Source organism: Psychrobacter sp. TB15 (genome assembly GCF_000511655.1).
GTDB lineage: Bacteria > Pseudomonadota > Gammaproteobacteria > Pseudomonadales > Moraxellaceae > Psychrobacter > Psychrobacter submarinus.
In genome coordinates this window covers 99,185-117,010 of the sequence record NZ_AYXN01000023.1, presented here as the reverse complement: position 1 = coordinate 117,010, position 17,826 = coordinate 99,185, and the positions used below count along the sequence as shown (strand labels likewise).

Sequence of the window (17,826 nt, the reverse complement as noted above, 5' to 3'; positions counted from 1 at the left end):
CCCCGCCGATCTTAATATTTTGTTTGATGCGCCTTTTGATGCGCGTTGGCAGCTGGCGGCTGATAAGCTTGGGGTAAACTTTGATTATCTAAGTAGTGATATCGGTCATGCGTGATCAGTTAAAAACGCTCTTATTAGGGTAGATAGTATGACAATTAATGAACATAAACCTCTGGCTGTAGAGGCTGCAAACGCTGACAGCAGCAACTCGCTGGCAGCCTTAGACGTGCAACCAAAAGAGCATCTTATTTTAAGCTTAGATTACGGCGTAAAAAAGATGGGCATGGCACTGGGTAATAGTATCACCCAAACCGCGCGCGCCTTTGATATCTTGGCCATGAATAACGGTCAGCCGGACTGGGATAATTTGATAGGCATCATTAAGACTTGGGGTGTCACTCAAGTCATCGTCGGTCTACCGCTGAATATGGATGGCAGTCGCTCGATGCTCTCTCGCCGCGCGCATAAGTTCGCTCGCCGCTTGGCACATAGACTGATGGAGCAGCACATGTCGGTCGTGGTGAGTCTGTGCGATGAGCGCTTAACGTCAGTAGAAGCACGCGCTATAGCGTGGGATAATGGCTGGATCGACCACGAGCGCGACGCTATCGATGACATCTCAGCTTGTATTTTGCTCTCGACTTATTTTGCCGATCCTAGCAGCGCAATAGCTATCGATAGTATCAAGCCCGATTAATACACGCCTTTTTACCTTAATAGATAAGCAATTGATCTTATGAGCATTGAGCCCAAGCAAGCCAACACTTATGGCATACCGCCGCTAGCTATCGCCCGTATCAAAGGCGCACAGCAAGCCAATAAAATCGCCATTTATATGATTTACGCGGCGCTGGTCGCTTTTGTGGTCTTTGGCACTATTGCTAGTATTAAAGTCTTTCATGACAATCAGTTGCTGTATCGCTTGTTTTACAATTTACCGTTTATATTGATAGCTTTGACCATTCCTATCACTTTGTATGATGCGTTTATTATCTACCGCTATCGCCTCAGTCAATCGTCAATGGTAATTATGACTATTGGGGTTTCGACGGTTATATTACTCGGTGGTTTATTATTCGCCGATACCGCTTGGTTAGGATTGGCTTCTTGGCTTGGAGTGGCGTTTTTATTCAAAGTCAGCTTTAAGCGCTTCTTTGACTTTTTACAAGCTGAAGAAGAAACCGAAACGCTTGAACAAAGCTAATTTTGACTTCAAAAATGTCGCAATACTTTTTATAAATTAGATAGCTTAAATTATCTTTAACCTTTTTATGACTAAAAAACCACTATGACGACTCCTATTACGCCTACGCCAATCAATCATCATCTCGACACTCAAGGGCTGATATGCCCTGAGCCGGTCATGATGCTGCACCGCACCATACGCAAAGCCGATAGCGGTGATGTCATCGAAATACTCGCAACCGACCCGGCAACAACGCGCGATATTCCTAACTTTTGTCGGCACTTGGGTCATGAGTTTTTGAGTCAAGAAACCTTAGCCGAAGACATAAACTTAGAAGTGGATCCTGATGAAATTACTATCGATAGCGATAAGGATGCGCCAACCAGCGCCACTCTATATCGCTACTTGGTCAAGAAAAAAAGCGCTTAGTTAAGATAAGCGGGAGTCATAAGCACTATTAAAAGCCCCATCATAAGTATTATCAAACGCGCAAAACTGAGGTCGTTTAACTAAAGCCGCCTAAAAACATCATTCATTAGTAAAAGGTACATCATGTGTTACTAACCGAAAAAAAATATGTAGAGTGGCACGAGAACGACACCTCACACCTGGCTCGTTGGCTGTCGGCTAGCGATCATCCTACACCTAGGCGAATAGTCATCGTCGATGACAGAACCACTGCCGATGAGGCTTATCGATTAGCCTGCGCTGGTACGTCTATGCTCTATCGCGGCGACTTTCATAATGCGCGGCAACTATTGCAGGCCATCACTCGGCGCATTGAGCGTACTGAAAATAATTCTGCCAAACGCAAGTCAAGAAAAGCTGCTAATAAAGCCAAAAACTCAACTGAATCAGACTCCCAAACCCTACCAAATCTCTTTCACCAGCAGCGTCAAATGACCGCCCAGCGCTCGCGTATCTTAAGTCGCTTACTATTAGAGCTAAATGCTGATTATGTCAGCTCGTTACGCCGTGCGCCTGATATGAGCCATGCTTGCTTAGCCGCTTTTGGCCCATTGGATAAAGAGAATCAGTCATGTGTGCTGTCATTTCGCGACTTGCAAGGCGCATTAGGAGCAGCTGGCTGGCGCGAAAAAGGCGTAGTGATCAAAGCGCTCGGCTTATCCATTTACCCGCACTACGGGGTCTTTGCGCCAACTCGTCATGAGTACGTGCCGCTATTGCTCGATGCGCCTTTGCCCAAAGCTTTCGATGTCGCTTATGATATAGGTACCGGCACAGGCTTGCTGGCTATTATCTTAGCAAAGCGCGGTATCAAACAGATCATAGCGACGGATGTAAACCCACGCGCGCTAACCTGTGCTCAAGATAACTTCGAGCGCCAAGGGCTAGCTCATATACAGTTGCAGCAAGCTGATCTATTCCCAACCGACGCGCCACTCGCCAATCTAATTGTCTGCAATCCGCCTTGGCTACCAGCTAAACCGACCTCACCACTAGAGTATTCGGTCTACGATGCTAACAGCGCAATGTTAAAAGGGTTTTTGCAGGGCGCAAAATCGCACTTAGCTCAGCATGGCGAGATTTGGCTCATTCTGTCTGATTTAGCGGAGCACTTACAGCTACGTAGTCGTGATGAATTATTGGGGTGGATTGCAGATGCTGGCTTAGCAGTGAAATATCGTCTCGATACTCAGCCCAAGCACGGTCGTAGTCAGGATAAGTCTGACCCTTTATACACAGCGCGTAGTAGTGAAATTACTTCGCTATGGTGTTTGCAAAGTGTTTAGTATTTTATTATCGAGTACCCTTCTATGAGCCGTGATCGCGCTGTACAACAACGTCAGCCCAAAGCCCTTGCCGTCGATGACGAGCCAGCTTACCTGACGGAGTTTCGTCAAGCGATGCTCGCACGCGGCTTAGCGACTCGTACGCGTAACGCTTATGTCCGCGACTTGCGAAGCTGTGAGCTGACGCATCACAAAGCACTGACCCAGTGGCAAAGCGATGAGGTGCTGCACTGCTTATCACAGCTCGCAGCCGAGGGTAAAACGCCGCGCACGCAAGCGCGAATGCTCTCAAGTCTGCGCCAATTCTACTTGTGGATGATCGCCAGTAACCTACGCGAAGACAACCCTTGCGAGCGAATCAAAAGTCCTAAGCTGGGACGACCGCTGCCTAAAGATTTAGCGGAAGCGGACGTCGATAACCTGCTTGCCGCGCCTGATACTAGCACCGCACTCGGTCTACGCGACAAAGCCATGCTAGAGGTGCTCTATGCGTGTGGTCTACGCGTTAGTGAACTGATTAATCTCGCGCTTGAACAAGTCAATCTCAACGCCGGCTGGCTACAAATCACCGGTAAAGGCAATAAGACCCGTCTCGTACCGCTAGGCGAATATGCAGCGGACGCGCTGGAAGATTATTTGAGTCATGGTCGCGGCGAGCTGGTCGCTCATCTAAAATCAGGTAACTGCCAAGCGGTGTTTTTGACGGCGCAAGGCGGCTATATGACTAGGCAGAATTTTTGGTACTTGCTCAAGAAGTACGCCAAAGTCGCTAGCATTGATAAAGAGCTCTCCCCGCATACGCTACGCCACGCCTTCGCTACTCATTTGCTCAATCATGGCGCGGATCTGCGTAGCGTACAATTGTTATTAGGCCATAGTGATTTATCGACGACGCAGATTTATACTCATGTGGCGACAGCAAGATTGCAGAAGTTGCATGCGGAGCACCATCCGCGCGGCTAGGGTATTGAAGAGAGGGTAAAAGCTTGGTGTAGGGTGGGTTAGACTTAACAAATTCTCGAAGAGAATGCGGTTAAGACGTAACCCACCTTTCTTATAACTGTATTCTAAACTTGGTGGGTTACGCTGTTGCCTACCCTACTCGCTAGTTTACTTTTATATAGAAAAATAATTTTAGTGTATTAGCTTAACTCACGTATTCGCTGGGCTAAAAGCCCAGCCTACAAAGACTTATCCATTATTCGAATACAACCTGCCTGAGATAAAACAAACCCATTCTTCATTATCCTAACTGGAACAAATAATGTCATACGCGCAATCCTCTACCCTGCCTGTGCTAACAAAGTCGCAAAACTCTCTACTTAAGAACCTAACTATTTTAGGTTATTTAGAAGGCACGTCTTTTTTGTTATTACTAGGCATCGCCATGCCGCTAAAATATATGCTTGGCATTCCTGAGGCAGTGAAATATATTGGCATGGCGCATGGCGTATTATTTATCGCTTATATCTTGATGCTGCTGTTTGCGGCGAGCAAAATTAAAATGCCGCTTTGGGCACTACCTGCTGGGGTGCTCGGCTCGTTTTTACCTTTTGGGCCTTTTGTGTTTGATCATGTTTTAAAGAAAAGGTTGGGATGGTCTCGAGGTAACAGGAACAGCGCTAGACACGATAGTCCGCACGCCAGTGGCAAGGCAGATACAAGCGGATAGCAGGATAAGCTCCTCATACTTATGCCATACATACCTCTCTCGTTTAACGCTTCCTAACTGAAAACAGACACCGTTATCGCTACACTCTTTATAATGAATTTAGAGATTATAATAAATTTAGAGAATGTGGTATTTAAGGACAGGGAGTGAGTTATGTTTGGCTTCGATATTGATATGGATTTGATGAAGTATCATTTCTTTCAATTAGGGATTGATTTTATCTTATCCTTACCGATTGCGCTGAATCGGGAGATGAAAGACAGCGGCGCGGGCCTGCGCACCTTTCCCTTAGTCACTGTCGCCTCTTGTGCCTTTATGCTTGTCGGCCGCGACATCTATTCAGAAGGCGATGCCGAGGCGCGTATCATGTATGGCATTATTACAGGTATGGGTTTTATCGGTGGTGGCGCTATTTTTAAGAGTAGCGGCAGTGTCAAAGGAACAGCGACGGCAGCAGGACTATGGAACACAGGCGCTATCGGTATCTCAGTTGCGTATAGTCGTTATGAGATTGCGATTATTTTGTCGGTGGTGAGCTTTTTGATATTGCAGTTCTCTGAGCCGTTCAAGTCCAGTGATCATCAAAAATAATGCACGCGCTGCGCAATCGGCGCTGAAATTTATCGCGGTTGCCGTTACAATACTCGTCATACCGTGCGTACTTTATCGTGAGTAAGATGCTGATATCGCACTACCCTTTTTATAATCCTATACGAGAATGTTATGAGTCATCAGCCCCCTGCAGAGTTATTAGAAAAAGCCAAACACTGGCGCGAAGATATACATTTTACGGATGACGTACTAGGTAAGCCTTTTGATTTTGTGACGACTTGGGGTATATTTTCGCCGCAAAAGCTCGATGATGGTAGCTTGATGCTACTCGATCACGTCGATTTTCAGGCTGATGATGACTCGATAGATCTAGGCTGTGGCTACGGCGTGCTTGGCATGACTGCGGCGCGCGAGTGCCCGAATGGTCAGCATACGCTGATTGACAAGGATTTTATGGCGGTGGAGTATGCGCGGCGTAACTGCGAAAAAAACGCTCTTAGCAATGTCGATGTGCATTTATCAAACGGCTTTAACCAAGTGGCGGCGGACAAAGACTTTAGCCTCGTCATGTCAAACTTACCGGCCAAGGTCGGTAAAGAGCAGCATTATCTGTACTTCCTCGATGCTTATGCACGGATGCGTCAGGGCGGGCGTTTTTATGTGGTGACGATCAATGGCCTACGTCAGTTTATGAAGCGCTCATTTACCGAGGTGTTCGGTAATAGCGATAAGGTCAAGCAAGGCAAGACTTATACCATTACTATGGCGGTGAAAGAATAGTTTTTACGCTTAATAGAAATAAACCGCACTCAGCAAAATCCCGCTAATACTGATTCGTTTTAGCGGGATTTTTGCTTTGAGTGGTTCATTTCGCCGGCTACATGGGCCAGCTACATTTGCCGCTTTAGTAAATAGCCTCCAAGCGCCGCACTAGCAATAACTGGCAGTAGCACCATTAAAAATGGCGAAAAGCCCGTGGCTAACGACACAAATCCAACTAAGTCTTGAATATAGCTAAACAGTAGCCCGAATAGTAAAGCAACAACAATACGTAGGCCTAAGCTATGAGTGCGCAGTGAGCCAAAGACAAAGGAGCACGCGACGATCACCAGCGATAATATCGACAGCGGAGATAGCAGTTTTTGCCAAAACGCCAGCTCGTGAGTCAATGACCGCTTACCCTGCTGCTGCATAAACTGACGATGTGCGTATAGCTGGGTCAAGGACAAATCTTCGGCATCGCGGGTCAGCAGATACACCGACTCAGGCGCAAAAGGTAGACTCAAGGTATCTGTAGTAGCGAGCTGTTGACTGCTTTGAAAGCCTTGATTGATGGTCAGCCTCGTGATGTTATTGAGCTGCCAGTCATAGCGGTACTGCTCGTCTTTGTTATCGCTTGTGCGCCCGACTAGTTGACGCCCTGTATACTGGCCGCCCTCAGCACGGATAGCAGTTTGTAGGTTGCCATTCTTATCCAAATGCCAACGCTTGACCTCACCGATATTGCCTTCGACATCAGCATAATCGATGTAGAGAATGTCACTGCCATTCGCTTGCAGTGTTGTCTCATCGTCTGCACTGTTTAAACTACTAAAACTTGGCTGCATGGTCCAGTAGCCGCGCACTGAGGTAATCAGCGCGCTGCTATCGTCATCATTAATCTCATCGGCCAGCTGATTGCTCGTAGGTAATACAAACTGGTTAATAGACAACGCTAAGATGACGAATAATAAAGCCGGCTGGAGTACCCAGCCCACGATACGATAGACGCTGACGCCTGAGGCGCGCATGACCACAAGCTCGCTCTTATTAGCCAATAGTCCAAGACCCACCACAGCGCCAAGCAGCGCGCCCGTCGGAATGAACTGCTCTAAAAAGTAAGGCGAGCGATAAAAGATATATTTGAGCGCCTCGCCCATCGTATAGCTATCGCTGAGCGAATCAAGCTCAGACAAGTAAGAAAATAACACCTGTAAGCCCCATAGCCCAAGTACCGCGGCGATAATCGCTAGCAAAGCGTTAAGCTTGACGTAACGGCCGAGCACTTTTAGTCGACTGGGTGGCTTTGACAATGACAAGCCTTTATTTTTTGCGGCAAACAGTGAGGAGCGCATTATGAGGCTCCTGTATTTGAGTCATTTATAGAACCTAAATCGTCGTGCTTATCTTCGCTCAACCGAAAGCGCAGTCGATGCTGGATACGGCTGCCCCAATTCATATAAAGTGCTAACACCATAAACCCTACTATCAACCAAGCATAAGACCAAACGCTCACATTGCCTTTAGCGACAGCGTTTTTTAAAGAGATGATACCGAGCGCACAACTCACAAAGAGTAAGATGGCCGGAAATAATCGTAGCCAGCGTCCTTGACGCGGACGTACTTGCGCGAGCGGTACCGCAAGCATAGGCGCGATAATCATCAGCCAAGGCAGTGCTAAGCGGTAGCCAAGCTCGCCTTGGGCGGCGAGCCTAGCCTCGCTAGTACTGACCGCCATACTGCCTGTTGCCGCTTGCCATAAGGGAACGATCGCCTGTGTTTCGATATTGTCTTCGCTGACGACCTCTTCTTCGGACTCTGTCAAAGTAATACGGTAGCGATCAAAGCCGATCTGATTGTATTTTAGGCTACCAGCGCCGACTTCATAACGCCGTCCCTGAAACAGATCCAATTGAGTAACGCCGCCGGCACTGCTCTCTACTTGTTCTGCGCGGCGAGCCAAGGTAATCGTGTCTTTACTCGTAGCCCGATTGGCGCTATCAATCAGCTCTTTTGGTAAATCCTCAACAGGCAAGCGCTCAACCAATTCGGACTCTTGGGCTGTCTGAGCTGACACACTTTGAGCGCCATTACTGGCAGGTTTTGCCGATTGTGTTTTGGGCTGTGTTTGAATCAGCACCACATCTTGCAGCTGGGTTTTATCGTCGCTCAGACTGCCCACATACAGATGATAATTACCGCTACTGATAAACTCTTTCGGGCGGATTAAATCAAAAGCACTAGTCAAAGCTTGCTGCTGCCAAATCGTCTCTGAGGAGCGTACTCCCCAAGGCTTACCGACTATAGACAAAGCCGCCTCACCCACAAACAACGCCAAAATCAGTGGTGTTATCAGCCGAGCTAACTTCCCGCGTGAGACGCCGCTGGCATTAATCACCGCCATTTCTTGATCCACATAAAGCCTACCAAAAACGAGCATCAAACCGATAAAAAACGCCAAAGGTAAAATAAGCTCTAAAAAGTAAGGCAGATTATAGCCAATAATGGTGAATAATAAGCTGATATCTAAGTTGCCTTCAGCGGCAATCCCAAAATAACGTATCAGACGGCCACCGAGCATCATCACCACCAAAAACCCCAATACCAAAGCGGTCGTTGAGGCAACTTGACGGGTCATGTAGCGGCGTAATATCACAATTAGGACTCTTAAATAAGGGTTGGCATTTGCAAGGATAAGTGGTTATACATCCGTATCGTGCAAGCTCATAAGCGATCTTTTGGCTTTTTTATAGTTTTTGGTAAATATGGCAAAGCGAGTATAAGCGTCAAACGTAACTGCTAATGCTAGCATGTTTTTATAAAAAATGACGGTGAAAAGTGTGTAAAAGTACGATACGCTTTCTATCTAAACAGTCACAAATAACATTATCTAACCCTTACGGAACAGTCGCGCTGTCATCAATATGTTAGACTGTCATATAAGCTGTAGTAGGTTCACGACCTTCTTTGCTCAGCATTCTTGTTTTTCATAACTCTAATAAGGACAAAACTATATGAATATTAAGCTAACCGCACAACTGCCAAAAACGCATACCCAAAAAATACTAAAAAAAGAAGCCAAAGACAAAGACTCGAGCTGTTTAGTGGTCTTAGTCGATAATAACAAAAACATCTTGGCAAGCGACTCATTGACAGAGTATCAAGAGCGTATTGAGCAGTTGATGGCAGTCTCACATTTCAGTGGCAAAGCCTGCGAAACGGTCGCTGACTATGCCTTAGCTGGTGATAAAAAAACCACTAAAGCCAATCCGCTACAATTATTAATCGTTGGCGTAGGCGCCATAGATAAGCTCAACCACAGCGCACTACAAAAAATCGCTAAGACCATTTATCAATCAACGCAAAAACGCGTCGCCTCCTTAACTATCGCGCTCGGCGATGCTCTACAAGAAAACGAGTTTAGCCAATTTGCTCTGAACCTGCTAGCAGCGACTTATCGCTTTGATAAATACAAATCAGAGCAAACCGCTCCGGTATTAACTGATATCTACTTGCTCGCTGATAATAGCTTGCAGTCCGCTTTAGACTTCGCGCAGTCAGTGTTTGTCGGTCAAAGCTTGACTCGCGATGTCGCTAATGAGCCAGGTAACATCTGCTTCCCAGCTTATATGGCAGAGCAAGCGCAGGAGCTGGGCAAAAAATACTCTGATATCCTAAAAGTCACTGTATTAGGTGAAGAAGAGATGTCAGCGCTCGGTATGGAGTGCTTCTTAGCGGTCTCTAGAGGCTCAGTCCGCGAGGGCAAGTTGGTGATTATGGAATATCAAGGTAAGTCGAAATTTACCGCTAACCATTCAGCCAGTTATCGCGATAACGCTAGCAGCGCTGCCAAAGCTGGTCTAAAAGCGATTGCAGATAAGCTGCCTTTAAAAGCCAATACGAAAAAAGGCAGCAACAGTGATGCCCCTATTGTATTAGTCGGTAAGGGCGTCACCTTTGACTCCGGCGGTATCTCTATCAAGCCAGGCGCGGCGATGGATGAGATGAAATTTGATATGGGCGGCTCAGCGTCAGTCTTGGGTACTATCCAAGCGCTATGTGAAGCGCGTCTGCCTATTAACGTCGTCGGCGCGCTCGCTTGTGCTGAAAATATGCCGTCAGGGGAAGCCACGCGTCCTGGTGATATCGTCAAAGCCATGAATGGCAAGTCAGTTGAGATCTTAAATACTGATGCTGAAGGCCGCTTGGTGCTAGCTGATACTCTATGCTATATCCAGCGCTATAATCCAAAAGCGATCATCGATGTGGCCACTTTGACTGGCGCTTGCGTCGTCGCTTTAGGTCACGTGCGCTCAGCGGTGTTTAGTAATGATGAAGACGTACTGTTCGAGCTTGAGAATGCTAGCGCTCAATCAGGCGATCTTATCTGGCACATGCCGTTAGATGATGAGTATCAGTCATTGCTTGACTCACCTATCGCCGACATGCAAAATATCGGTGGTAAAGGTGCTGGCGCCGTCACTGCTGCTTGTTTCTTATCGCGCTTCGTAGAAGAAGGCCAAGCCTGGGCACATTTGGACATTGCTGGTACCGCATGGAACTCTGGTAAAGAAAAAGCCGCTACCGGTCGCCCAGTCCCTCTATTTATGCAATATCTCAAAAACAGCGTCGATATGGCATAAACAGTGCTGTATGATCAGACACTTCATAAGGCTTAAGTACCAAACATGTCAAAACTAACCGTTAGTTTTTATGTCTTAAGCGCGAGTAAAGCCCAAGATTTCTTGGGCTTTATTTGTCAGCTCACTCAAACTGCCTTAAATAAGAGCACACAGTCGCTGGTTATTCTGTCGGATAATGAACAACTGCTGAGCGAGCTTGATGAAGCGTTATGGGCCAATGATGCGGCAAGCTTTATTCCGCATCAGCGCTTAAGCGCTAGCAATAGTGAGGCGACGGCGAGTACTGATAACAATTCTGCAGCGCCTGTGCTCTTAGCATCACAGCTGCCGTCAGACTTTAGCGGTATCGTCATCAATACCACTCCCCGCCCCATCAATGATTATATCTCGTCAACGAGCAACGCGCTGCCTAGCCGTCTGCTAGAGATTATCCTACCCGATGATGCTAGCGTCGCCCAAGGCCGTTATAAATATAAACACTACCAACAGCTTGATTATGAGCTCACTCATTTTAAAGTATAAAAGCTTTAACAGCCGCTAATCTTCACAAATAAAACCCTCTCTGTCATTAGTCGCTCTACTTCGAGCGCATCTAAAACATCTATATAGTTGATTATCATCTTAGCTATTGCGCTCTCGAGGTCGCAGAGCATTAGGTGAATATCACAAAAAATGCTACTATCTTTCGATTATTATAGGCTTTGTATTTTTTGATTATCGTTTATTAGAGGGATAAAGATGCGTTCATTGATAGCAATGTATCAACGGATAGGGTTAGTGCCGCTTATTATCGTCGGTCTGGTGCTGGGTGTGCTGATTGGCTGGCTGGCCCCTAGCGCTGGTATAGCTTTAGGAATATTAGGAACTTTATTTGTCGGCGCGCTCAAAGCCGTAGCACCTATACTCGTGTTTGTATTAGTATTAGCCGCTATCAGTAAGCAGCGCAGTGGTGATGAGGTCTACGTCAAACCTGTCCTTATTATGTATATGTTTGGCACTTTTTTGGCCGCATTGACTGCCGTTGGTGCCAGCTTCTTGTTCCCGATTGAGATGGTCCTAGTCAATGCCAATATCGAGCAAGTACCGCCTGCCAATCTAAAAGAGGTGCTAACCAACTTGCTCATGAGCCTAGTGGCCAATCCTGTCAACGCTGTAGCGAATGCCAACTATATCGGTATCTTAGCATGGGCGATTATTATCGGTTTTGCGCTGCGTCAAGCTGGTGATACTACGCGCGGTGTCGTGAGCGACTTTGCTGATGCGATATCACAAGTGGTCAAATGGGTCATTGCCCTCGCACCTTTTGGTATCTTAGGGTTGGTCGCCAATACTGTCGCTGAAACAGGCTTTGAGGCGCTAAAAGGCTATGCCAATATTTTGATGGTATTGGTTGGCTGTATGCTGTTTATCGCTCTAGTTGCTAACCCTTTAATTGTATTAGTCAAAACCGGCAAAAACCCTTATCCGCTAGTACTGACTTGCCTGCGTGAGTCTGGTATTACCGCCTTTTTTACCCGCTCATCAGCGGCTAATATTCCTGTGAATATGAACCTTGCTCACAAGCTTGGTCTGCACGAAGATACTTATTCAGTCACCATTCCGCTCGGTGCTACTATTAACATGGCCGGTGCGGCGATTACCATTAATGTGCTCACCTTAGCTGCTGCGCACACTTTGGGTATTGAGGTCAGCTTTGCCTCCGCTTTATTGCTAAGCTTAGTGGCGACAGTCAGTGCTGGCGGCGCGTCGGGCGTACCTGGCGGCTCATTACTGCTCATTCCATTGGCCGCAAGTCTATTTAGCATTCCTAACGATATTGCGATGCAAGTGGTGGCCGTTGGCTTTATTATTGGCGTCATTCAAGACTCTGCGGAGACAGCGCTTAACTCGTCAACCGATATACTATTCACCGCTGCTGCTGATCCCAAATACGCCCGTTAGCGTATTAAGCTTTAACGACGTTTTAATCAAAACTCAAGGACAAAAAAAAGGGCACTCAGGTGCCCTTTTTATACTTTGAAACTTGTATGCAAGTCAGGTTTAAGCTTTCAATAGCTTACTTTAAGTGATCTACTTCGACCTCAATCACAGGCGTCTGCATCTCCAGCTGGCGTTTAAACTGACGCAGCTGCTCCACTTCATCTAACAGCTCAAGTATCAAACCAATAGCCGGTACGCTCGCTTCAAAATCACGACTAAGACGTGAGGCACGGCGCACGGTGGTCAGCTGATAGCCAGTGAACTGCTGACTCTCAGGCACATCATACTCAATGATATTTTCTTCTATTAAGGCGATAACCCACTGCGGCTCTTGACCACAAGCAGACACTAATTCATCAAAACTCATAACTATGTCGGTTAATTCAGGCGAGTGTTTCATCATTATTATCCTCGTTTATGCTATATCTCTCATCATCTGTCTAACTTTAGCTCTCTTATGACCATTTTGCTCACTAGCGACTGATGCTAGTATGAGCAAAGGCTTGTTTTAGCTGCTCATAAGCTTGCTTAGCTTCGTCCGTGGTGACTTCTGGATTGACGATATTTAGGGTCAAGTATAAGTCTCCCGCTTGTTTTGCAGGGATACCCTTGCCCTTCAAACGCAGATTACTTCCTGATTTGCTATTACTCGGAATAGTGACGCCGAGCTTACCTGCAGGAGTCGTGACATTGATTTTTTCGCCCAACGCCGCCTCCCACGGAGTGATATTCACCGTTTGGTAAACATTAGCGCCTTCCAAGCGAATATTATCGGCAGCAGTGATGGTGACTTTAAGGAATAGATCTCCGTTTTTTCCACCTCCGATACCGGCAGCGCCTTGCCCTGCTAGGCGGATTTGCTTGCCATCAGTGATGCCTTTAGGAATTTTAATCTTCAGGGTTTTATTCTCATAACCCACACTACCATTAGGCTGACGGACAGGGACATTTAACTTAATACTATAGTCGTCGCCGCTATAGACCGAAGCGAGATCGACACTGATCTCAGCATGCTGATCTTGGCCTTTGCTATCTTGGCCAAAACCACCACCGAACTGATCAAAACCACTTGGTCCACCAGCCGACTGGCCCGCAGAGCCGCGAGCACCGCGCCCAAAAGCTGAGAAAATATCATCGAAACGAAAACCGCCACCGCCAAAGGCTTCACCGTCACCGAACTGATCTTTGATATCTTCCCAGCGAAAGCCGCCTTGCGCGCCTGCCGACTGACCGCCAAATCCGCCAAAGCCACCAGCACCAGCTTGGCCCGCAAAAGGATTGTCTAGCATAGCGTCATATTCGCTACGCTTATCTTTATCCCTAAGTGTCTCGTAAGCGTTATTAATCTCAGCGATTTTATTATCTGCATCTGGATCGTCACTGACATCAGGGTGATATTGACGGACTAGTTTGCGATACTTTTTCTTAATATCGGCGTCTGAGGCGTCTTTTTTTACCCCTAAAATGTCATAGTAGTTTTTTTCTGCCATTATTTTTCCTTATCATTTTATTGAGAAAATTTTATTAAACGCTATAAAGTTAGAATCATCTGTTTCTATAATAAGACTTTTTTCTACAATATCAATTTTACTCAATGGCTACGACCTTTTTGGGGCTTTGTAATCAACAGCCTCGACACAGATTTTCAGGGTAGATTTAAGTTTGCCAGTTACATTGTATAGAAATCTTTAAGATATTAACTTTGGTTATGAATCAATAGCTTATAAGCTAACTGCAATTTGACTTGTCTTATTTTTTACACATCTGTAAGGATATAGCAAGCTTTATCCTGTAAAATACTGCAATGTTTACACTCATAGGGAGTGAAAATAATATAGGCAAGAGAATCTGTCTATTTTATAAATTACGTATAGGTGTTAAATGTCTTATTTAATCAAGTCTTTAGTTATCATGTTGTCATTAGCGCTGAGTACCACCGTTTTTGCTGGTAATACTAGCTATTATGGTAGTAAATTCCACGGTAAGCGTACCGCTAGTGGTAGTATTTTCAATATGAATGCCATGACCGCCGCACATAAAACCTTACCGTTCGGCACTAAAGTTAAGGTAACTAACCAAAAGACGAAGCAGAGTGTGATAGTTAAAATCACGGATAGAGGTCCTTTTACACCCGGCCGTATCTTAGATTTATCTAAAGGCGCTGCTGGTAAGATAAACTGCCAACTTTGTACGACGACTATGAAAGTACTCTCTTACGGTGATGGTAAATATCGTAGACAGTAACCTGTCGCGCGAATGTTTTAAGTCTTAAGACCCAATCATATAAAAACCCCAATCGTATAAAAAAAGGAGAGCATTAGCTCTCCTTTTTTGTGTTCGCTCAAAGTTTTGAGCAGGTATTTTAATTAAACTTAGCCTCCATCTCTTCTAAACTTGTCATCGCTACTAATAAGCTCTCCTCTTTATCGTTATGTTGCTGCTGTAGCGAAGCTTGCTTGTTAAGCAGCGCTATCAAGTCGGCTTTGCGGTGCGCTTCATAAAGCTCAGTATCGGCAAGCTCAGTCTCCAAGCTTGCTAGCTGCTCATCTAGCTTCGCCAATGCCTTTTCGGTATTTTCGATTTCTCGGCGTATAGGCGCGGTCAGTTTGCGCTGCTCAGCCGCCAACTTACGCTGCTCTTCTTTACTCAAAGTACTAGCAGGGTTTTTGGACGTCTGACTCTCAGCTTTAGTTGTCGCTGTAGCCTGTACTGACTCACTATGCTTAACCTCTTTATTTTTAGCAGCATTGTGCGTTTCACGTGAAACCAAAGTCATTTGCGCCTTTTTGTCTTTAGCTTGTTTATTGCTATTTTTATCCTGCGCGTTCTCTTGTTTGCGCTTCTCCGCTAGCCACTTTCCGTAATCACTAATATCGCCTGCGAACTCGTCGATCCGGCCGTCATGGACGAGATAGAGCTCATCACAGACGTTAGCAATCAGTTCGCGATCATGCGAGACGAGCACGACCGCGCCTTGAAACCCTTGTAGCGCTAAAGTCAAAGCTTGACGCATTTGTAAGTCTAAGTGGTTAGTCGGCTCATCGAGCACGAGCACGTTAGGACGCTGCCAAACGATTAATGCCAAGGTCAGGCGTGCGCGCTCGCCCCCTGAGAACAGCTCGCTTGGGGTATCGATACGCTCGCCACGAAAATCAAAACTGCCCAAAAACGAGCGCAATGTTGCATCAGAGGTCTTGCCCGCGAGGCGACGTAGCATCTGCATCGGTGTGGCGGCGGCGTCTAAAGCGTCCATTTGATGCTGATTAAAGTAGCCAAGCTTGAGAGTATCAGAGACTTGGTATGTGCCTGAGAGTACCTTTAACTCACCAACCAACGCTTTAATCAAAGTCGACTTACCTGCGCCATTCATACCGAGTAAGCCGAGGCGCGTATCTGGGGTGACTTGTACGTTAGCATTATGTAGCAGCGGGATATCACTATAACCGATGTCAGCTTTGGTCATCTCAATCAGCGGCGTGCTCATGTGCGCCGGCTCATAGAACTTAAATGAAAAGGGGTTATCCGCCATCATCGGTGACAGCTCCGCCATGCGCTCAAGCTGCTTGATACGGCTTTGGGCTTGCTTAGCCTTGCTGGCTTTAGCACGGAAACGGCGGATAAAGTCATCTAAGTGCGCACGGGTTGCTTGCTGCTTCTCATAAGCTTGCTGCTGCTGCGCCATACGCTCGTGACGGGTGCGCACAAACTGCTGATAATTACCGGTGTAGAGAGTGATTTTTTGCTGTTCGACATGCAGAATATGATCGACAGTGGCATCCAAAAAAGTCTGATCATGCGAGATGACGATGACTAAACCTGTGAACTGATTGATCCAAGTCTCAAGCCATAAAATAGCATCTAAGTCTAAGTGGTTGGTCGGCTCATCGAGCAGCATCAGATCGGCACGGCTCATCAAGGTTTTGGCGAGGTTTAGACGCATGCGCCAGCCCCCTGAAAAGCCCTCTACCGGCTGCTCATGTTGGCTGGCTTTAAAACCAAGACCCGCCATAATTTGCGCCGCTTTGGTGGGCGTACGATAGCCATCTATCTCGTCGAACTGCTGATGCAAGATACCAATCTGCTCATCGCTAACATTGCTCAAATCACTCAACGCCTCATTGAGCTGATACCACTGCTCATCACCGCTTAGGACATAATCAATGGCCGTTTGACTACTTGCCCCCACTTCCTGCGCCATGTGTGCGACCTGCCAGCTCTCAGGAATGCTCACCTCGCCTTTATCGAGCGTCACTTCAGTATCGCCTACGCCCATTTGTGTCAACAGTAAGGCAAATAGCGTTGATTTACCGGTGCCGTTGTTACCCGTCAGCCCTATTTTGTGATTGGGGTGCAACTGGAAACTGGCGTCCGAGAAAAGCACTCGACCATCACGGCGAACACTAACGTCTTTAAATTCGATCATAAGGGGTTTTATCTCACAGGAGTTATAGCGACCACGGCACTTATTCGCTCAATTATTCGATCAATAGCTGATTAAGTCGGTCGCTAGCAGGTCAATAGTTATAAGAGGCAATGATGAAAATTTACAGAAAAACAGGCCAAAGCCAGCCATAATTGGTGGCTATTATTTCAAACGACTGGCGGATAGGCAAACGATTAAACCATTATTTATAAATAACTGTTTCATTTTTAAGTCATTTATTGAGGGGTGTCAGACTTATTTCAATATCGTCTATCTGTTTTATCAAACACGCTTATCACTCTTGATAAGTTAAGCCTAGCCCCAATTATGGTATACTGCCAAAACACTACTGACATCAAGCAGTTAAGCATTCGCTAATGAGGTGATTATGACCCAAACTACTACTCAATATGATCCAAGCGCTAGTCAGCCGGTCGATCCTACTATGCTAAGTCTAACCGATAGCGCGGCCCAAAAAGTGCGCCGTCTACGCGAAGAAGAAGGCGATAAGGAGCTTATGCTGCGCGTTTATGTGACAGGCGGCGGCTGTTCTGGTTTTTCTTACGGCTTTAGATTCGACAGTGATATGAATGAAGACGATGCCAATTTTGATAATGGTGATGTCACTTTGGTGATCGATTCGCTCAGTTATCAGTACTTACAAGGCTCTACCGTTGACTATACTGAAGGGCTAGAGGGCGCGCGCTTTATCGTAGATAACCCCAATGCAACCACGTCTTGTGGCTGCGGCTCTTCGTTTTCTATCTAACAATGCTTTTTTCACTGCCCGCTTATCAAACGTTTTTATTAAAGCATCTATTTTTTATAGGTGCTTTTTTGGCTAAGCCAACTGATTT

18 protein-coding genes and 1 pseudogene (1 of these 19 running past the window's edge) are annotated in these 17,826 nt (G+C 46.3%); 14 read left to right on the top strand and 5 right to left on the bottom strand.

Annotation, left to right across the window (positions count from 1 at the left end):
- From W234_RS13700 to W234_RS0105220, 9 genes and pseudogenes are all read left to right on the top strand, one after another.
- Nucleotides 1-115, top strand: a pseudogene (locus tag W234_RS13700) (YqgE/AlgH family protein); it begins 451 nt to the left of the window's first position.
- A gap of 33 nt (nucleotides 116-148) precedes the next feature.
- Nucleotides 149-697 carry a Holliday junction resolvase RuvX gene (ruvX, locus tag W234_RS0105255; RefSeq protein ID WP_025645436.1) on the top strand — a complete coding sequence of 183 codons (549 nt, stop codon included), beginning with the start codon at nucleotides 149-151 and terminating at the stop codon, nucleotides 695-697.
- 39 nt (nucleotides 698-736) lie between these two features.
- Entirely contained in the window at nucleotides 737-1,204 is a 468-nt protein-coding gene (locus W234_RS0105250; protein ID WP_025645434.1) for a hypothetical protein, read from the top strand.
- Between the two features lie 84 nt (nucleotides 1,205-1,288).
- The gene (gene tusA / locus W234_RS0105245; RefSeq protein ID WP_025645432.1) at nucleotides 1,289-1,615 is read left to right on the top strand and encodes a sulfurtransferase TusA; all 327 of its coding nucleotides are present in this window, start codon (nucleotides 1,289-1,291) and stop codon (nucleotides 1,613-1,615) included.
- A gap of 125 nt (nucleotides 1,616-1,740) precedes the next feature.
- Nucleotides 1,741-2,940 (top strand): methyltransferase, encoded by a 1,200-nt coding sequence (locus W234_RS0105240; RefSeq protein ID WP_025645430.1) that lies wholly within the window; start codon nucleotides 1,741-1,743, stop codon nucleotides 2,938-2,940.
- Nucleotides 2,941-2,964: 24 nt separating this feature from the next.
- Nucleotides 2,965-3,903 (top strand): site-specific tyrosine recombinase XerD, encoded by a 939-nt coding sequence (gene xerD / locus W234_RS0105235; protein WP_025645427.1) that lies wholly within the window; start codon nucleotides 2,965-2,967, stop codon nucleotides 3,901-3,903.
- A 301-nt stretch (nucleotides 3,904-4,204) separates the two neighbouring features.
- Entirely contained in the window at nucleotides 4,205-4,612 is a 408-nt protein-coding gene (locus tag W234_RS13695) for a DUF3817 domain-containing protein (RefSeq protein ID WP_025645425.1), read from the top strand.
- 153 nt (nucleotides 4,613-4,765) lie between these two features.
- On the top strand, nucleotides 4,766-5,203 hold the full coding sequence (locus W234_RS0105225) for an MgtC/SapB family protein (protein ID WP_025645423.1): 438 nt from the start codon (nucleotides 4,766-4,768) through the stop codon (nucleotides 5,201-5,203).
- Between the two features lie 132 nt (nucleotides 5,204-5,335).
- Complete coding sequence (locus W234_RS0105220; RefSeq protein WP_025645422.1) at nucleotides 5,336-5,944, top strand: class I SAM-dependent methyltransferase; 609 nt, start codon at nucleotides 5,336-5,338, stop codon at nucleotides 5,942-5,944.
- A gap of 110 nt (nucleotides 5,945-6,054) precedes the next feature.
- Here W234_RS0105220 and lptG read toward each other — a convergent pair whose 3' ends face one another.
- A complete protein-coding gene (gene lptG / locus W234_RS0105215; RefSeq protein WP_025645420.1) occupies nucleotides 6,055-7,278 on the bottom strand; it encodes an LPS export ABC transporter permease LptG in 1,224 nt (407 codons plus the stop codon).
- Nucleotides 7,278-8,561, bottom strand: a complete 1,284-nt coding sequence (locus tag W234_RS0105210) for an LPS export ABC transporter permease LptF (protein ID WP_025645417.1) — start codon at nucleotides 8,559-8,561, stop codon at nucleotides 7,278-7,280. Before W234_RS0105210 ends, lptG begins: the two co-directional genes overlap by 1 nt.
- Before the next feature lie 376 nt (nucleotides 8,562-8,937).
- Here W234_RS0105210 and W234_RS0105205 point away from each other — a divergent pair, with 376 nt between their 5' ends.
- From W234_RS0105205 to sstT, 3 genes are all read left to right on the top strand, one after another.
- The gene (locus W234_RS0105205) at nucleotides 8,938-10,566 is read left to right on the top strand and encodes a leucyl aminopeptidase (RefSeq protein WP_025645415.1); all 1,629 of its coding nucleotides are present in this window, start codon (nucleotides 8,938-8,940) and stop codon (nucleotides 10,564-10,566) included.
- Between the two features lie 45 nt (nucleotides 10,567-10,611).
- Nucleotides 10,612-11,088 carry a DNA polymerase III subunit chi gene (locus W234_RS0105200; RefSeq protein ID WP_025645411.1) on the top strand — a complete coding sequence of 159 codons (477 nt, stop codon included), beginning with the start codon at nucleotides 10,612-10,614 and terminating at the stop codon, nucleotides 11,086-11,088.
- 216 nt (nucleotides 11,089-11,304) lie between these two features.
- Nucleotides 11,305-12,507 carry a serine/threonine transporter SstT gene (sstT, locus tag W234_RS0105190; RefSeq protein ID WP_025645409.1) on the top strand — a complete coding sequence of 401 codons (1,203 nt, stop codon included), beginning with the start codon at nucleotides 11,305-11,307 and terminating at the stop codon, nucleotides 12,505-12,507.
- A gap of 115 nt (nucleotides 12,508-12,622) precedes the next feature.
- Here the strand turns inward: sstT and W234_RS0105185 are convergent, their stop codons facing one another.
- Complete coding sequence (locus W234_RS0105185) at nucleotides 12,623-12,946, bottom strand: chaperone modulator CbpM (RefSeq protein WP_025645407.1); 324 nt, start codon at nucleotides 12,944-12,946, stop codon at nucleotides 12,623-12,625.
- Nucleotides 12,947-13,019: 73 nt separating this feature from the next.
- Nucleotides 13,020-14,036, bottom strand: coding sequence for a DnaJ C-terminal domain-containing protein (locus tag W234_RS0105180; RefSeq protein WP_025645404.1), 1,017 nt, complete (start codon nucleotides 14,034-14,036; stop codon nucleotides 13,020-13,022).
- Between the two features lie 391 nt (nucleotides 14,037-14,427).
- Here W234_RS0105180 and W234_RS0105175 point away from each other — a divergent pair, with 391 nt between their 5' ends.
- Complete coding sequence (locus tag W234_RS0105175; RefSeq protein WP_025645402.1) at nucleotides 14,428-14,790, top strand: septal ring lytic transglycosylase RlpA family protein; 363 nt, start codon at nucleotides 14,428-14,430, stop codon at nucleotides 14,788-14,790.
- Nucleotides 14,791-14,908: 118 nt separating this feature from the next.
- Here the strand turns inward: W234_RS0105175 and W234_RS0105170 are convergent, their stop codons facing one another.
- A complete protein-coding gene (locus W234_RS0105170) occupies nucleotides 14,909-16,969 on the bottom strand; it encodes an ATP-binding cassette domain-containing protein (RefSeq protein WP_025645400.1) in 2,061 nt (686 codons plus the stop codon).
- 445 nt (nucleotides 16,970-17,414) lie between these two features.
- Here W234_RS0105170 and erpA point away from each other — a divergent pair, with 445 nt between their 5' ends.
- A complete protein-coding gene (gene erpA, locus W234_RS0105165) occupies nucleotides 17,415-17,738 on the top strand; it encodes an iron-sulfur cluster insertion protein ErpA (RefSeq protein ID WP_037059055.1) in 324 nt (107 codons plus the stop codon).
- Nucleotides 17,739-17,826 lie beyond the last annotated feature (88 nt).

Bases quoted from the DNA above. Each gene is read 5' to 3' on its own strand.
- ruvX (WP_025645436.1), top strand. From the start codon at position 149: ATGACAATTAATGAACATAAACCTCTGGCTGTAGAGGCTGCAAACGCT.
- W234_RS0105250 (WP_025645434.1), top strand. From the start codon at position 737: ATGAGCATTGAGCCCAAGCAAGCCAACACTTATGGCATACCGCCGCTA.
- tusA (WP_025645432.1), top strand. From the start codon at position 1,289: ATGACGACTCCTATTACGCCTACGCCAATCAATCATCATCTCGACACT.
- xerD (WP_025645427.1), top strand. From the start codon at position 2,965: ATGAGCCGTGATCGCGCTGTACAACAACGTCAGCCCAAAGCCCTTGCC.
- W234_RS13695 (WP_025645425.1), top strand. From the start codon at position 4,205: ATGTCATACGCGCAATCCTCTACCCTGCCTGTGCTAACAAAGTCGCAA.
- W234_RS0105225 (WP_025645423.1), top strand. From the start codon at position 4,766: ATGTTTGGCTTCGATATTGATATGGATTTGATGAAGTATCATTTCTTT.
- W234_RS0105220 (WP_025645422.1), top strand. From the start codon at position 5,336: ATGAGTCATCAGCCCCCTGCAGAGTTATTAGAAAAAGCCAAACACTGG.
- lptG (WP_025645420.1), bottom strand. From the start codon at position 7,278: ATGCGCTCCTCACTGTTTGCCGCAAAAAATAAAGGCTTGTCATTGTCA.
- W234_RS0105210 (WP_025645417.1), bottom strand. From the start codon at position 8,561: ATGACCCGTCAAGTTGCCTCAACGACCGCTTTGGTATTGGGGTTTTTG.
- W234_RS0105205 (WP_025645415.1), top strand. From the start codon at position 8,938: ATGAATATTAAGCTAACCGCACAACTGCCAAAAACGCATACCCAAAAA.
- W234_RS0105200 (WP_025645411.1), top strand. From the start codon at position 10,612: ATGTCAAAACTAACCGTTAGTTTTTATGTCTTAAGCGCGAGTAAAGCC.
- sstT (WP_025645409.1), top strand. From the start codon at position 11,305: ATGCGTTCATTGATAGCAATGTATCAACGGATAGGGTTAGTGCCGCTT.
- W234_RS0105185 (WP_025645407.1), bottom strand. From the start codon at position 12,946: ATGAAACACTCGCCTGAATTAACCGACATAGTTATGAGTTTTGATGAA.
- W234_RS0105180 (WP_025645404.1), bottom strand. From the start codon at position 14,036: ATGGCAGAAAAAAACTACTATGACATTTTAGGGGTAAAAAAAGACGCC.
- W234_RS0105175 (WP_025645402.1), top strand. From the start codon at position 14,428: ATGTCTTATTTAATCAAGTCTTTAGTTATCATGTTGTCATTAGCGCTG.
- W234_RS0105170 (WP_025645400.1), bottom strand. From the start codon at position 16,969: ATGATCGAATTTAAAGACGTTAGTGTTCGCCGTGATGGTCGAGTGCTT.
- erpA (WP_037059055.1), top strand. From the start codon at position 17,415: ATGCTAAGTCTAACCGATAGCGCGGCCCAAAAAGTGCGCCGTCTACGC.